Below are 15,880 nucleotides of genomic sequence, written 5' to 3' on the forward strand. Positions count from 1 at the left end.
CCGTTGTTCCCGGTCATCCGGCGGAGCCGGTCCCGCCCCTTGCTGTTGGCCCAGCCCCATGAAAGGTTGCCGGGAACCAGACTTCGCTTACCAGGCGGTTTATCGGTATCTAACGACCCTGATCAACGAGTTGGGCGCCGATGCCCGAGTGCGCTTGCCGTCGTTACGACAACTGGCCGAGCGCCTGAGCGTATCGATTTCCACGATCCAGTACGCCTATTCGTTACTGGAAAAAGAGGGAAGGGTCTACTCCGTCGCCAAGTCCGGTTATTACGCGTTGCCAGTGCCCTGCGTTGCGACGCTGGGGGGCGGTGATGATTTGCTCGAGACCCTGTACGTCAATGCGCGGCGCCCGGGAATGCTGGTGCTCAGTGCGGACGAGCCTGCGTCAGTGCAACCGCTGGACAGCCCGCTGTTGTTGCTTGAGCGTGAGCTGCTGCGCCAGTATCCGCGCTCCTCACAGATGCCTTCGCAACCCTGGGGCGAACTGGAACTGCGTACCGCGCTGGCGGCTCGCTACACTTCTTCGCCGGCCCGGTGCTGGAATGCGGACGACGTTTATATCGGCGCCGATTTGCGCGGCGTGCTGGAGATTCTGATCGCCGTGCTGGCGCTCAAAGGCGCCACGGTACTGATCGAATCGCCCTGCGACTGGACCGTCCTGCGCCTGCTCCAGGCGGCCGATATCGACGTGATTGAACTGCCACTGCTGGCGGATGGGGGCATCAATGTCGAGCAGTTGGAGCAATTACTGACGGGGGAAACGGTACGCCTGGTCATCCTGTCCTCGGTCCTGAACATGCCCAAGGGCACGCTTGTTCCTGAAAACAACCGTCGCGCCGTAGCACGCTTGCTGGATCTGCACGGCACATGGGTGCTGGAGAACGACAGTTATACAGACTTGGTGTTCGAAGCCGGGGTTACGCCTTTTCGAGACTTGCTCGACCCGGATCGACTGATCGTCTATTCCACTTTCGAAAAAACCATCGGCCCCGAGGCGCCCTACGGCTATGTACTGTCGCGTCAGTTGACGTTGGAGTTGCAGCGCCATTTCCTGCTGCGCGCGTTTAGCCTGTCGCCGATTCGCCAGAAAGCCATTGCCCGCTTGTACAGTAACGGCCGGATCGATCAGCACTTGATGGTCTTGCGGCGCTTGCTGCGGGAAGGGGCTGTCTCGACGACGCAACTGCTGCGCGAGCGGCTGGGGGACAGCCTGCAATGGTTGGAACCTCAGGGGGGCGCGACGATCTGGACGCGATCTTCGCGGCGCGTCGATTTACGACGGGTCTTCCAGCGGCTGCTTGCGCAGCGAATCGTCATAGCACCGGGCGAACTGTTCAGTCTGCAAGGGCTGTATGCACAGCATATGCGCCTGACCCATGCCTTAGGCGGTTCACACGATCTGGATACAGCACTCTGCGCGCTGGCCGATGCCTTGAGACTTGAGCAATCGTGACGAAGGGCGATGGATCGAACCCGTCGCGCCACGGTCGAACTGTCAGTAAACTGCTTCCATTTTATCGAGCCACTCCATCCAGAGGTTTTGCATGACAGTCAGTCCATTTGCGGGCAAGCCGGCACCGGCAGAGTTGTTAATCGATATCCCGCGACTGGTGACGGCCTACTACACTGGCCGACCCGACGCCTCGGTTTCCACCCAGCGTGTGGCTTTCGGCACCTCCGGTCACCGTGGCAGCTCCTTCGACCTGGGGTTCAACGAATGGCATGTGCTGGCTATCAGTCAAGCGATCTGCCTGTACCGTGAAGCCCAGGGCATCAACGGGCCCTTGTTCCTGGGGATCGATACCCATGCGCTGTCTACCCCGGCAGGGGCCAGCGCGCTGGAGGTATTCGCTGCCAACGGGGTCACCGTGATGATCGCCGAGGCCGATGAATACACGCCCACGCCGGCGATTTCCCACGCCATTCTTTGCTACAACCGGGGCCGCACCACCGGTCTGGCGGACGGCATTGTCATCACGCCGTCCCACAATCCGCCGCAGAGCGGAGGTTACAAGTACAACCCCACCAACGGCGGCCCGGCCGATACCCACATCACCAAATGGATCGAAGCCAAGGCCAACGAGCTGCTCGCCAGCCAGTTGGCCGGCGTCAAGCGCATCAGCTATGAGCAGGCCCTGAAGGCTGACACCACTCACCGTCACGACTACGTCAATACCTACGTGGCGGATCTGGGCAATGTCATCGACTTCGATGCCATCCGCGCTGCCGGCTTGCGCCTGGGGGTCGACCCGCTGGGTGGCGCGGGCGTGCGCTACTGGCCCGCCATTGCCGAGCATTACCGCCTGGATCTGGACGTGGTCAACACCCAGGTGGATTCCACCTTCCGCTTCATGACTGTCGATTGGGACGGGCAGATACGTATGGATCCGTCCTCCAGCCATGCCATGCAAGGGCTGATTGGCCTCAAAGAGCGTTTCGATGTGGCCTTCGCCTGCGACCCGGACCATGATCGCCATGGCATCGTGACGCCCTCCGGTGGTTTGCTGGCGCCGAACAACTATCTGGCGGTGTCCATCGACTACCTGTTCCAGAACCGTCCGCAGTGGCGTGCCGATGCTGCCGTGGGCAAGACAGTGGTCAGCAGCGGTCTGATCGATCGCGTGGCCAAGCGCCTGGGGCGACGTCTGTATGAGGTGCCGGTAGGCTTCAAGTGGTTTGCTGACGGCCTGTTCGACGGGTCCCTGGGCTTTGGTGGCGAAGAAAGCGCCGGCGCCTCGTTCCTGCGCAAGGACGGTGGTGTGTGGAGTACCGATAAGGACGGCCTGATCCCCGCGTTGCTGGCGGCCGAAATGACCGCGCGCACCGGTCGCGACCCAAGCCAGGCTTACCGTGCCCTGACGGATGAACTGGGTGAGCCGTTCTCCGTGCGCGTCGATGCCAAGGCCAGCCCGCAACAGAAGGCGCTGCTGAGCAAGCTGTCGCCGGACCAGGTCGCATCCACTGAATTGGCCGGGGAGACCATCCAGAGCATCCTCAGCCATGCCCCGGGCAATGACCAGGCCATCGGCGGCCTGAAGGTCATGACCGAAAACGGTTGGTTCGCCGCGCGTCCGTCAGGCACTGAGGACATCTACAAGATCTACGCCGAAAGCTTCATCAGTGATGAGCACCTCAAACAATTGGTGGTCGAAGCGCAGGCATTGGTCGACGGAGCCATCTCCAAGCAGTGATTCAAAGTTAATCCCGAGCAGGATCGCCCGCACAGTATGTCCCGGCCTCTGTGGGAGCGAGCCTGCTCGCGATTGCGGTGGGTCGGGCTACGCTGATGTCAATGTGCGATACCACTTTCACTTCATCGCCTAAATCCATGACTTACAAGCTTTTGGGTGGAATCCGCTGACAAATACAGACACCATAGCCGTCATGGTTCTGAACACCGGAGTCCCCAAGCGTGTCGCAACACACTCCCGATCTTCCCCCCGAACTTCTGTCCCTGGCCCAGATGCCTTTGCTCAAGCGCCTGGCCGCGCGGTTTTTGGGTCATGGCCTGACGCAACTTCGAGCCCAGCATCGGGCTTCCTGGCTACACGGCCAGGCCGATGGCTTTCGCAGCGGGCATAGCGCCGGTTTTGACTACGGCTATCAGGAAGGCAAGGTCGAAGGGCTGGAAGAGGGCCGGCAGGTCCTGTTGATCCGAGACTCCCGAAGCACCGAGCACCCGGCACCGAAAGTCGATGAGCTGCTGTTCGATGACTGGCGCCTGCGGTTGACCGCCGAACTCAAGAAACGCATCAAGGCCGATGTTGCCCGATTGCTTCCCGCTCACGCCCAACCGAGCGCCGCCCAGTGGAAGATGATCCTGAGCGATACGCCATCTACCTCGGTCATCGCGGGCGCAGGCGCCGGGAAGTCCACGACCCTGGTGCTACGTCTTGTGCTGCTGTCTCATTACCTGGGTTTTGAGTTGGATTCGATGACCGTGGTGACCTTCACGCGGGAATCGCGCAAAGACTTCATTCACAAACTCATTGAGGTTTTTGCCCTGTGGGGGCGAACAATCAGCCTCAAGGAAGCTCGCGACCTGGTGCGGACCTTCCATTCACGCATCTTGCCCATGGTGCGCAGCTTGCCCGGGTTCGAACGACTCCAGGCCTTTGAAACCCTGAGCCATCGCCCCGAATCGACTGATGATGACGCCCAGGGCAATCCCTTTGAGTTGCGCATCAACGATACTCAGCGCCAACAACTCAATGCCTGCTATCACGGTCTTTATCAACGCGACGAGCGTTTTCGCGAGCTGATCAAACCAATGTCCCGGCACGCCTTGCAGCTCAGGGAGTTGGAGCGCGACCATCCCGATGTGCAAAAGCGGGTGGCGGTGACCGAACTGGCCGCCCAGCGCGATGAAGAACTGTGCGATGCGATCGAAGACCTGTGGTTTCGCGCCGGTGCCTGGCCGATCAAGGGCATCGAGCCAAAGCGTCAGGCCTTCCAGATCAACGGCGCGACGTTTCATTGCCACGGCTACATCCCCACTCTGGACGCTTGGGTGATGCTGGGTTTCGACCCGCGGGAAGACGCCCGGCTCAGCCGGCCGGGAGCCAAGCTGAGTATCCGCGCAGAGTGGGCGGTCAAGCGCACACTGTTTCAAGCTTTCTGCTCTAAGCCACTGATATGGCTGGATAGTTATGAGTCATCAAAGCGCGTACTGAGCGTGTTGGCCGGCGATGCCAGCGCGGGTCCAGGGTTCGACTACAAGGTGAAAGGCGAACTGGGTTCGGCACCGCTGCTCGATTGTTTTGTCGCGGCAGCCGGTTTTATCGAGAACCTGGGCCTGGACGTTTCGGACGCTGTGGGCCGGATGTGTTTTGCCCAGGATGACCCGGACCGTTATTTCTTTGAGGCCTTGAGTCGCTACTGGCGGGCATTTGAAGACCACTTGCTTGATCAGTCGCCCCCCGCCATGACTTATAACCGGATGTTCGCGCTGTTCAGTGAGCACTCCCCAGAGAACTTCAAGCTGCTGAGCGATGCGACACTGCGTCCTCTGTCGCACTTGATGATCGACGAGTTTCAGGATGTCTCGCCGCAGATCGTTTCCTGGCTTCGCGCAAGCCTGCGGGAAGTGCGCAGCCGTGGTCCCGCCATGCATGTAGGCCGAGGTGCCCAGCGTTCCTCCTTGCTGTGCGTGGGCGATGACTGGCAGTCGATCTACGGCTGGCGCGGCAGCTCACCCAGTTATTTCATGGCGTTCAACAAACAGTTTCCTTCGCCGGCAAACACCCGGGTCATGCTCACCGATAACTATCGCAGCCATCAGCACATCATCGACGCCGCCGAACACGTCGTGCGTGCGGCTGCGGCTATTCCCGGCAAAAAGGCCAAGGCCAGCGGCACGCCTCGAGCCTTGAGCCCGGTCAATGTGCTGGACAGAGACGACGAAGGCCTGGCGAAGCGGCTGGATGAGCACTATCGCAAGGGCGACTCAATCTTGATGTTGTATCGAAAAAGCAGCGACAAGCTATTGATTGAAAAACATATTCAACCAACAGTTAATGTGGATTCTAGCTTGCCGTACCCGGCGAGGCGCCTCAGGCAGATGACCTACCATAGCGCCAAGGGGCTTCAGGCCGATGCGGTGTTTTTGCTCGGTGACTGCCAGCACTCGACCAGCTCCCCCTACAAGAATCAGGTCTACCGAATGGCCGGGCTGGGCCAGGAAGGCGATGCCGAGCCGTACGACACGGCGCAGAAAGACGAGATTCTGCGTCTGGCCTATGTCGGTATTACCCGGGCGGTGCAGCATTGCTATTGGTATGTCGACGGGCAGGACACACAGGTAAACAAGGCGCCCAAGGCGTCAGATCGGATAGGGACCGGCAAGCCGTTCTTTGCCGATCATCGCCGCGCCCGCGGTTGAGAACATCGGGGCACGAACAAAACCGTCAGCCAAAAAGAAGCCCACAGATGTGGGCTTCTTTTTTTTCAGGAGGCAAATCGTCGCAAGCCAACCGGTGGCACGAAAGCTTCCAGCTCGGCTTCCACCGCTTCGATTATTCGCTCCACGTCAGGGGCGTTCATCACTGTCGCGCAGGGGATGCCTGCAATCGCGATCATAGTCTCGCCGCTGGCACGGTCAAACAGCCGGGCGACCATGCTGCCCGGTGCGTCCATGCTGGCCTCGAATCCCATGGGATGAAAATGCCAGCGCATCAGCTGGCAGGCGTTGGGAAACGTAACCTTGCTGAAAGATCCTCTATTCATCTGTTGCCCACCTTCTTCATCAAGCGCTTCCGTTTGCTCATATCAGGAAGGAAGAGCCATCATGGCTCTACCAGTGAGAACTAAAAATAGCACCTGAAAATGAATGTCATGTGGCTTTTTTCAGGCCGTTTGGCGATTGGTTCACTTTTTTTGATTTGCATCACGACTTATGCCGTTTTGATCAGGGCGTCATCTTCTCTGGGCACGGATGTCATCCCGCTCATCCAGAGGCTCTGGATCCCGGCACTTCAAGGCAATTACCCAAGCCAGCAGCATCAAAGACGCGGCAACGCTGAAGGTGAAATGCAAGCCATTTGCCACTGCCTCAGGGGTAGCCTGGGCGATGCCGTTCGTCGGTACCGTGAGCGCAAACACCGCGCCGAGCGCCGATGCACCGGTCAAAAACCCCAGATTGCGCGACAGATTGAGCAACCCTGAGATGACGCCACGCTTGCCAGCGGGCACGTCTGCCATCACCGCTGTATTGTTGGCCGTCAGGAACAGCGCATAGCCAAGGGTTGTTACCGCGATAGCGGCGACATAGCTACCCACGCCGAGGGTCGGTGACATCAGCGACAGCATCAGGCAGCCGAGAATCATGATCAGCAGCCCGAAGAGGCGCATGGGGCGCACGCCAAACCGGTCCACCAGACGCCCGGCAGGCACGCCCGCCAGCGCGGCGACCGACGGTCCCGCCGCCAGCACCAGACCTACCAGGGCGGTAGGCAACCCAAGAGCAATGGACAGATAGAATGGTCCCACCAGCAGCGTCGCCATCATGACCGTTGCAACCAGAGCACTGGTTGCCAACGTGGAAACCAGCAGCCGGTCCCCAAGCAACGCCAAGGGAATCAGCGGCGACGCGACCCGGCTCTGAGCCAAAACAAACAGGCTGCCGCCCAGGATAGCCGTCAGCGACAAGGCAATATTTGGCCAGCCGAAGTCGCCTCGGCCCAACGTCGTGGCGAGGGTATAGGCGCCAAGCGTTATCGCCAATAGAAGCGTACCCAGGGTGTCGAAGCGGGGGCGCGCGGCCGATCTCTCCGGTTGCCGAGCTGGCAATGAACGCCAGGCCAGTACACACGTCAGCAGCCCAAGAGGAACGTTAATCAAAAATAACGCCTGCCAACCGAAACCGCTGATCAATGCGCCCCCCAGAGAGGGCCCGAGGGCGGTACCTACCGCTGATAGGGTGCCCAAAAGCCCCATCGCGCTGCCGGTCTTTTCCTTGCTGACTGTTTCACCCACAAGGGCCAGCGTCAGCGTCATCATGACGGCCGCTCCAAGGCCCTGTAACGCCCGGCCTGCGATCAACAGCCAAAGCGAGGGCGCCATGCCGCAAAGCGCCGACGCAAGAGTGAACACCACGATTGCGCCCAATAGCAGCTTGCCAGGCCCCACCAAATCCCCCAATCGCCCAAGGCTCACAATCAGCGTGGTGATCGCCAGTAAATAGGCAAGTACCACCCACTGAACCTGCTGAAAGGGGGCATCGAACGCCTGGGCCAGCGTCGGCAAGCCGACCGTCACCACGCTGGCGCCCAGGGAGGCAAGCAAGGTTGAAAGTGACAGGCTGGCCAAGGCCCAGCGGGGTGAAGAGCCCCGTCGTGCGGGCATCGCGCTCGGCCGGCCGGGTTGTGTATTAACGGGTTTCATCATGTCCTCTCGCTCTGCTGCTGCACAAATGGCGCTGTCAGAACGTTACGCCCGGGCATAACATGGCGGAAGACGCACGGATTGCACTTTATAACTGCATGCAGCGCCACCTATTCCAACCCAGGACTGCGCCATGTCCACACCCGACCTCAATCTGCTGGTTACCCTTGATGTCTTGCTATCGGAAGGCAGCGTGGCCCGAGCCGCTCGGCGGCTGCGACTCAGCCCATCGGCTATGAGCCGGGCGCTGGCGCGGTTGCGCGAAACCACGGGCGATCCACTGCTGGTACGGGCCGGGCGCGGCCTGGTCCCCACACCCCGCGCATTGGAACTGCGCGAGCAAGTCAGCCAACTGGTACAGGACGCCCAGGCAGCGCTACGTCCGTCCCAGACCCCGGACCTGCGAAAATTGAGCCGAACCTTCACGCTGCGCACCCGGGAAGGGTTCGTAGAAAACTTCGGCATCGACTTGATCGCCCGCATCAGCGAACAGGCGCCCGGTGTACGCCTGCATTTCCTGAACAAGGCCGACAAGGACAGTACGGCGCTGCGAGAGGGCACCGTGGACCTGGAAACAGCCGTCGTGGACAAGGACACCAGTCCGGAGCTACGAACCCAGGCGTTGTTTACTGATCGCCTCATTGGTGTGGTGCGCGCCGGTCACCCACTGAGCCAGGCCGAGGTGAGTGCCGCCGGTTATGCGGCGGGCGGGCACATTGGCGTGTCCTTGCGGGGTCTGGACCACGGCGCCCTCGATCAGGCTTTGCGGTCCTTGAACCTGACACGGCAGATCGCGATCACCATCCCGGGTTTCGCCACTGCGCTTGGCCTTGCCCGGTCCAGCGACCTGATCGCCAGCGTCCCTGAACGCTATACCACCCGCCTGCGTGCCGACATGCACAGCTTTGCGTTGCCGTTTGCGGTGCCGGCATTCACGATTTCCATGCTTTGGCATCCCCGGATGGATGCCGATCCTGTGCACCGCTGGTTTCGCGGTTGTCTGCGGGAAGTGTGCTCAGGCAAAACCGTAAAGATTTAGTTGCCATTAGTTAGTAGCACTTCGCTGGCACTTAGTGGGTGACAGTGCGACGCGAGTGGCCAATTGGTGGTTAACGTCATTTAATATTTAAATAGAGTTTTGTCCGACAATCTTTAATGTCGCCCGCAAAATACCTGTACTAACGGGGCGCCGTGTATCTTTTTCGATTGTTGAAGGCGTGAGCGTGTAAAGAGGTCAAAAAAATTCGCTGGACGTTTGATTTCCAATTGTGTCAGTTTTCTTGCGTCCTCAATTGGGCGAGTGATAGGACGCTCTCGCCAGAGATTGTTCTATCTGACAAAAACTGTTCCATTGCAAACAAGGAAGTATGTTTATGTCGAAAGTCAAAACCAGCGCTATTGACTCTGCCGAACAACTGCTCTGGGCGCCGCAGTCACTGGCGGCGGCGAGCAATGCATTCAATCAGATCAATAGTTTCAGCCACCAATACGATCGGGGCGGCAACCTGACCGTCAATGGCAAACCCTCGTACTCGGTGGACGAAGCTGCCACCCAGTTGCTGCGCGACGGTGCGGCCTACCAGGACCGGGACGCCAGCGGCAAGATCGAGCTGACCTACACGTTCCTGACCTCCGCCTCCTCGAGCACCATGAACAAGCACGGCATCAGCGGTTTCAGCCCGTTCAGCGCCCAACAGAAAGGCCAGGCGGTCCTGGCCATGCAATCCTGGGCGGACGTGGCCAATGTCACGTTTACCGACAGGGCCAGCGGTGGCGACGGCCACATGACCTTCGGCAACTACAGCAGTGGCCAGGACGGCGCCGCGGCATTTGCCTATCTGCCGGGCACGGGCGCCGGTTATGACGGGACCTCCTGGTACCTGATCAACAGCCGCTACACCCAGAACAAGAACCCTGAACTGAACAACTATGGCCGCCAGACCCTGACCCACGAAATCGGTCACAGCCTGGGCCTGGCGCACCCTGGCGACTATAACGCCGGTGAAGGCAGCCCGACCTACGATGACGCCAGCTATGCTCAGGACACGCGTGGCTACAGCCTCATGAGCTACTGGAGTGAAAGCAACACCAGCCAGGACTTCAGCAAAGGCGGCGTCGAAGCCTATGCCTCGGGTCCGCTGATGGATGACATCGCCGCGATTCAGCAGCTCTACGGTGCCAACACCAGCACCCGGACCGGCGACTCAACCTACGGTTTCAACTCCAACACCGGTCGCGACTTCTACAGCGCCTACTCGTCTTCGGACAAAGTGGTGTTTTCGGTATGGGACGCCGGTGGCCGCGACACCCTGGATTTTTCGGGTTTCACGCAGAACCAGAAAATCAACCTCAATGGCGCCTCGTTTTCCGACGTTGGCGGCATGGTCGGTAACGTGTCCATCGCTCAGGGGGTGACTATCGAGAATGCCATTGGCGGCTCGGGCAGTGACTTGCTGATCGGCAACGCCGTGGCCAACGAACTCAAGGGCGGTGCCGGCAACGACATCCTTTGGGGCGCGGGCGGTGCCGACAAACTGTGGGGCGGTTCGGGCTCGGACACCTTCGTGTTCGCCGCCAGTTCTGACTCACGGCCAGGTGCGGTCGATCAGATCCTCGATTTCGTCAGCGGCCTGGACAAGATCGACCTGACCGGCATCACCCAGGGCGCGGGCCTGCACTTCGTCAATGCGTTCACCGGTGCGGCGGGTGATGCAGTGCTGTCGACATCGGGTGGCAACAGCCTGCTGTCGGTGGACTTCTCCGGGCACGGCGTGGCTGACTTCCTGGTCAGTACCGTCGGCCAGGCGGCGGTCTCGGATATCGTGGCCTGATGTCCCTATCCCGTGGGAGCGGCCAGCGCTCTTGCGGGATCCCTCAGGATTGAACCAATGTGCAGAAATCCCAAGCCTCGAGGCGCCCAGGCAAGTGCCTGGTTACTCGCTACGCTGATGATGTTTACCGGAGAAGTCGCCATGGCGCGCAGCCTGTTGTTAGCAGAACCCTCCCAGTTGGCCGGTCAGTGGCAGGCTGTTCTGTCGGGGCCGCAGGCGTCTGCGCAAACCCCGCCGCCCGAGAACCCACCGTCCAGCATCTGCCTTGTCGAGCTGCAGGCGGATCAAACCCTGGGCGGGCAAACCGATTGCCTGGGCCAGTGGCTGGGGGATGAGCCGGTCCGTTGGTTCACCGAGCCCGACGGTCTTTCACTGATTGGCAAACAGAACACCCGGGTTCACTTGCAACTGCACCAAGAACAACACTATCAAGTCACCTTGAAATCAGGTCGGGTAGTAACGCTGGAACGGCGTCTGGCCCAAACCATTCCTTAACAAGTCAGCACAGTTTGCGAATGCCTCAGGCGCGCTTGTTTAAAAAACAGGCGTGAGCCGCGGCGCGGCCCGATGTAAACCATTTAAAGATTGGCAAGTTGAATAACCGCCAGGCTACTGGCAAAGCCAACAGCAAGGATATCTTCATGAACGTTACAAGGAGCACGGCCACGGTGCCGTTGTTTAGAGCGCTGGGCGATTATAAAAATATTCTGGTCAGCGTCGGTTGTTTTACCGCTTTGATCAATGTGCTGATGTTGGCGCCTTCGATTTATATGCTCCAAGTGTATGACCGGGGCCTGTCATCCCAAAACGAAACCACGCTGTGGATGTTGTCGTTAATGGTGGTGGGCTTTTTCGTATTTATCGGACTGCTGGAAATGGTCCGCAGCTTCATCGTCATCCGCATCGGCAGCCAGTTGGAAAGACGCTTCAACCTTCAGGTGTACAAGGCCGCGTTCGAGCGAAACCTTCGCCAGGGCGAGGGCAACGCCGGGCAATCGCTGGGGGACCTTACCCATATCCGCCAGTTCGTCACCGGACCTGCGCTGTTCGCATTCTTCGACGCCCCGTGGTTTCCCGTGTATTTGCTGGTGATCTATCTGTTCAACGTCTGGCTCGGCGTGTTCGCCACCGTCGGCACGGTGCTGCTCATTGGCCTGGCATGCCTGAACGAGGTTATGACCAAAAAGCCGCTGGGGCAGGCCAGTGTTTACTCGCAACAGTCCAGCCAACTGGCGACCAGCCACTTGCACAACGCCGAGACCATCCAGGCCATGGGCATGCTCGGCGCATTGCGCGGCCGCTGGTTTGCCGTGCATTCGCAGTTTCTCGGCCTGCAAAACCAGGCCAGTGATACCGGCGCGGTGATCAGTTCCCTGAGCAAGACCCTGCGCCTGTGCCTGCAATCGCTGGTACTGGGGTTGGGCGCGCTGCTGGTGATCAAGGGCGACATGACCGCCGGAATGATGATTGCCGGCTCGATCCTGATGGGCCGGGTGTTGAGCCCCATCGACCAGTTGATCGCCGTGTGGAAGCAATGGAGCGGGGCCAAGCTGGCTTATCGCCGTCTCGATGCTCTGCTGCAGGCTTACCCAACCCAGGACGAGGCGATGACATTGCCGTCGCCCAAGGGCCAGGTGAGCTTTGAACAGGTCAGCGCCGGCCCGCCGGGGCTGCGCAACGCGACACTGCATCAGCTCGGTTTCAGCCTGAGCGCCGGGGAAGTGCTCGGGGTGCTGGGAGCGTCGGGGTCCGGCAAATCCACCCTGGCCCGGGTGCTGGTGGGGGTGTGGCCCACCCTCGCTGGCACGGTGCGGCTTGATGGGGCGGACATCCATCGCTGGAATCGCGACCAGCTCGGTCCGCACATCGGTTATCTGCCCCAGGACATTGAGCTGTTCAGCGGCAGCATTGCCGAGAACATTGCCCGTTTCCGCCAGGCCGATCCGCAAAAGGTCGTCGTCGCTGCGCAACAGGCCGGTGTGCATGAACTGATCCTGCGCATGCCCCAAGGCTACGACACCGTGCTGGGGGAGGATGGCAGCGGTTTGTCTGGCGGTCAGAAACAGCGCGTCGCCCTGGCCCGGGCGATGTATGACCAGCCGAGCCTGGTGGTGCTCGACGAACCCAATTCCAATCTCGACACGGTTGGCGAAGCGGCACTGGCCGGCGCCATCGCGCAGATGAAAGCCCAGGGCACCACCGTCGTGCTGGTAACCCATCGCTCCTCGGCGCTGGCCCAGGCCGACAAGCTGCTGGTGCTCAATGAAGGCCACTTACAGGCGTTCGGTCCAAGCCAGGAGGTGCTACGGGCATTGTCCGGCCAGCCGCAATCGCAACGCGACAAACCCCAGGCAGGCCCCAACGGACTGAGCATGAGCCGTCAGTACCCGGCTGCCAGCAAACCTGGCGGCGCATGAGCAAGGATCGCGACATGAATCTGCAACACTCTCAAGACCTCGAACGGCCCGAGCGCGATGCCCGTTTCTTCACCCGCCTGGGGTGGGTATTGGCGATCGTTGGCGCCGGCAGTTTTTTCACCTGGGCCAGCCTGGCGCCGCTGGACCAAGGTATTGCGGTGCAAGGCACCGTGGTGGTGTCCGGCAAGCGCAAGGCCGTGCAATCGATGAGCAGCGGCGTGGTCAGCCGGATCCTGGTGCGTGAAGGCGAGGCCGTGAAACAGGGCCAGCCGCTGTTCCGCCTGGACCAGACTCAGACAGCCGCCGATGTGCAATCGCTGCAAGCCCAGTACCGTATGGCCTGGGCCAGCCTGGCACGCTGGCAAAGCGAGCGGGACAACCTCCCACAGGTCAGCTTTCCGGCTGAACTGAGCCACGACCCCGACCCACGCCTGGCACTGGTGCTCGAAGGCCAGCGGCAGTTGTTCAGCAGCCGCCGCGAAGCGGTTGCCCGGGAGCAAGCCGCATTGCGCGCCAATATCGAAGGCGCCACGGCGCAACTGGCGGGCATGCGCCGGGCGCGCAATGACCTCAATGCCCAGGCCCAGTCCCTGCGCCAGCAGCTAAGCAACCTGCAACCGTTGGCGGACAACGGCTACATCCCGCGCAACCGTCTGCTGGATTACCAACGGCAACTGTCGCAAGTGCAGCAGGAACTGGCGCAGAACAGTGGCGAAAGCGGCCGGGTGGAGCAGGGCATCGTCGAGTCCCGCCTCACGCTTGAGCAACACAATGAGGAATACCAGAAGGAAGTGCGCAGTCAGTTGGCCGAGGCGCAACTCAAGAGCGAAACCCTGCAACAGCAACTCAAGTCTGCCGCGTTTGAGCTGCAACACAGCGAGATCCTTGCCACCGCCGACGGCATCGCCGTGAACCTGGGCGTACACACTGAAGGCGCCGTGGTCCGTCAAGGCGATACCTTGCTGGAAATCGTGCCCCAAGGCACGCGACTGGAAGTCGAAGGGCACCTGCCGGTCAACCTGATCGACAAGGTTGGCACCCATTTGCCAGTGGACATTCTCTTTACCGCGTTCAACCAGAACCGCACGCCGAGGGTGCCGGGGGAGGTCAGCCTGATTTCCGCCGACCAGATGATCGATGAAAAAACCGCTGAGCCGTATTACGTCCTGCGCAGCAGCGTCAGCGAAGTGGCGATGGAAAAACTCAACGGGCTGGTGATCAAGCCCGGGATGCCGGCGCAAATGTTCGTGCGCACGGGTGAGCGCTCGCTCATGAACTACCTGTTCAAACCGCTGCTCGACCGAGCCGGCTCCGCGTTGACCGAAGAATAAGGATATCTGGGGGTATGAAGGGACTTTACTGGCTCGCCGCGCTGGCGGCGGTTATCTGCAACAGTGCCTGGGCCATGGGCCCATTCGAGTTTTATGAACAAGCCCTGCGCAATGACCCGGTCTACCTGGGTGCGATCAAGGAGCGCGATGCCGGCCTGGAGAACCGCGCCATTGGCCGCGCCGGGCTGCTGCCGCACCTGGGCTACAGCTACAACAAGGGACGTAACCAGTCCAAGGTCACCTACCTTAACGAGCGTGGCGCCAGCCAGCATGACGACCGCAACTACAACAGCTACGGCTCCAGCCTGACCCTGCAACAACCTCTGTTGGACTACGAGGCCTACGCCGCCTATCGCAAAGGCGTGGCCCAGGCGCTGTTTGCCGACGAAAACTTTCGTGGCAAAAGCCAGGAGTTACTGGTGCGGGTGTTGAGCGCCTACACCCAGGCGTTGTTCGCCCAGGATCAGATCGACATTGCCCAGGCCAGGAAAAAGGCTTTCGAACAGCAGTTTCATCAGAACGAGCACCTGTTTGCCCAAGGCGAAGGCACGCGCACCGACATCCTTGAAGCGGAGTCGCGCTATGAGTTGGCGATTGCCGAAGAGATCGAGGCCCGCAACGAGCAGGACGCTTCCCTGCGCGAACTTGGCTCGCTGATTGGCGTCCCGACCCTGAACATCGGCGACCTGGCGCCCCTGAGCGAAACGTTCCAGACCTTTGCCCTGCAACCGGCCAGTTTCCAGACATGGCACGAACTGGCCGTGAGCAACAACCCGACCCTGGCGTCTCAGCGCCAGGCCGTGGACGTGGCGCGCTTCGAAGTCGAACGCAACCGCGCCGGCCACCTGCCCAAGGTCAGCGCCTACGCGACGATGCGCCAGAACGAGTCGGAAAGCGGTAACACCTACAACCAGCGCTATGACACCAACACCATTGGTCTTGAGATCAGCGTGCCGTTGTACGCCGGTGGCGGGGTCTCGGCGTCGACCCGCCAGGCCAGTCGCAACATGGAACGGGCCGAATATGAACTGGACGGCAAGACCCGGGAAACCCTGATCGAACTGCGCCGCCAGTTCAGCGCCTGCATGTCGGGGGTGAACAAACTGCGGGCATACCGCAAAGCCCTCAGCGCCGCCGAGGCGTTGGTGGTCTCGACCCGACAAAGCATCCTCGGCGGCGAACGGGTCAACCTCGATGCCCTGAACGCCGAGCAACAGCTCTATACCACCCGACGCGACCTGGCCCAGGCCCGTTATGACTACCTCATGGCCTGGACAAAGTTGCATTACTACGCCGGCACCTTGGGCGCGCAGGACCTGGCGCGGGTGGATGAGGCGTTTGTGTCCCCGGCGCTGACCCAATGACAGGCAGTGCCGTGTGGGGAGGGGATTTATCCCCGCTGTGTTGCAGCCCCACC

At 60.7% G+C, this 15,880-nt stretch carries 11 protein-coding genes; 9 read left to right on the forward strand and 2 right to left on the reverse strand.

The genetic code is table 11. The features are described 5' to 3' along the window. The first annotated feature begins 58 nt into the window (after nt 1-58). The 3 genes from PSH57_RS14375 to PSH57_RS14385 all read left to right on the forward strand — a co-directional run bounded on the left by PSH57_RS14375 (nt 59) and on the right by PSH57_RS14385 (nt 5,884). The gene (locus tag PSH57_RS14375; RefSeq protein WP_305383572.1) at nt 59-1,456 is read left to right on the forward strand and encodes an aminotransferase-like domain-containing protein; all 1,398 of its coding nucleotides are present in this window, start codon (nt 59-61) and stop codon (nt 1,454-1,456) included. 91 nt (nt 1,457-1,547) lie between these two features. Further along, a complete protein-coding gene (gene pgm / locus PSH57_RS14380; RefSeq protein WP_305383573.1) occupies nt 1,548-3,194 on the forward strand; it encodes a phosphoglucomutase (alpha-D-glucose-1,6-bisphosphate-dependent) in 1,647 nt (548 codons plus the stop codon). A 221-nt stretch (nt 3,195-3,415) separates the two neighbouring features. Further along, complete coding sequence (locus PSH57_RS14385; protein WP_305383575.1) at nt 3,416-5,884, forward strand: UvrD-helicase domain-containing protein; 2,469 nt, start codon at nt 3,416-3,418, stop codon at nt 5,882-5,884. 65 nt (nt 5,885-5,949) lie between these two features. Here the strand turns inward: PSH57_RS14385 and PSH57_RS14390 are convergent, their stop codons facing one another. Together PSH57_RS14390 and PSH57_RS14395 are read right to left on the reverse strand one after the other, a co-directional pair. Next, a complete protein-coding gene (locus PSH57_RS14390) occupies nt 5,950-6,228 on the reverse strand; it encodes a DUF1652 domain-containing protein (RefSeq protein WP_047226440.1) in 279 nt (92 codons plus the stop codon). 189 nt (nt 6,229-6,417) lie between these two features. Then, nucleotides 6,418-7,884: an MFS transporter gene (locus PSH57_RS14395; RefSeq protein WP_305390386.1), complete on the reverse strand. Its 1,467-nt coding sequence runs from the start codon at nt 7,882-7,884 to the stop codon at nt 6,418-6,420. Between the two features lie 133 nt (nt 7,885-8,017). Here PSH57_RS14395 and PSH57_RS14400 point away from each other — a divergent pair, with 133 nt between their 5' ends. The 6 genes from PSH57_RS14400 (at nt 8,018) to PSH57_RS14425 (ending at nt 15,827) form a co-directional block, all read left to right on the forward strand. Further along, complete coding sequence (locus tag PSH57_RS14400) at nt 8,018-8,923, forward strand: LysR family transcriptional regulator (protein WP_305383576.1); 906 nt, start codon at nt 8,018-8,020, stop codon at nt 8,921-8,923. Between the two features lie 334 nt (nt 8,924-9,257). Beyond that, complete coding sequence (locus PSH57_RS14405) at nt 9,258-10,715, forward strand: serralysin family metalloprotease (protein ID WP_305383577.1); 1,458 nt, start codon at nt 9,258-9,260, stop codon at nt 10,713-10,715. Between the two features lie 57 nt (nt 10,716-10,772). After that, complete coding sequence (locus PSH57_RS14410; protein WP_305383578.1) at nt 10,773-11,210, forward strand: AprI/Inh family metalloprotease inhibitor; 438 nt, start codon at nt 10,773-10,775, stop codon at nt 11,208-11,210. A gap of 146 nt (nt 11,211-11,356) precedes the next feature. Further along, nucleotides 11,357-13,132 carry a type I secretion system permease/ATPase gene (locus PSH57_RS14415; RefSeq protein WP_305383579.1) on the forward strand — a complete coding sequence of 592 codons (1,776 nt, stop codon included), beginning with the start codon at nt 11,357-11,359 and terminating at the stop codon, nt 13,130-13,132. After that, on the forward strand, nt 13,129-14,463 hold the full coding sequence (locus tag PSH57_RS14420) for an HlyD family type I secretion periplasmic adaptor subunit (protein WP_305383580.1): 1,335 nt from the start codon (nt 13,129-13,131) through the stop codon (nt 14,461-14,463). Before PSH57_RS14415 ends, PSH57_RS14420 begins: the two co-directional genes overlap by 4 nt. Before the next feature lie 14 nt (nt 14,464-14,477). Further along, entirely contained in the window at nt 14,478-15,827 is a 1,350-nt protein-coding gene (locus tag PSH57_RS14425; protein ID WP_305383581.1) for a TolC family outer membrane protein, read from the forward strand. Nucleotides 15,828-15,880: the final 53 nt, after the last annotated feature.

This window comes from Pseudomonas hefeiensis, from assembly GCF_030687835.1.
In the GTDB taxonomy this organism is placed as follows: domain Bacteria; phylum Pseudomonadota; class Gammaproteobacteria; order Pseudomonadales; family Pseudomonadaceae; genus Aquipseudomonas; species Aquipseudomonas hefeiensis.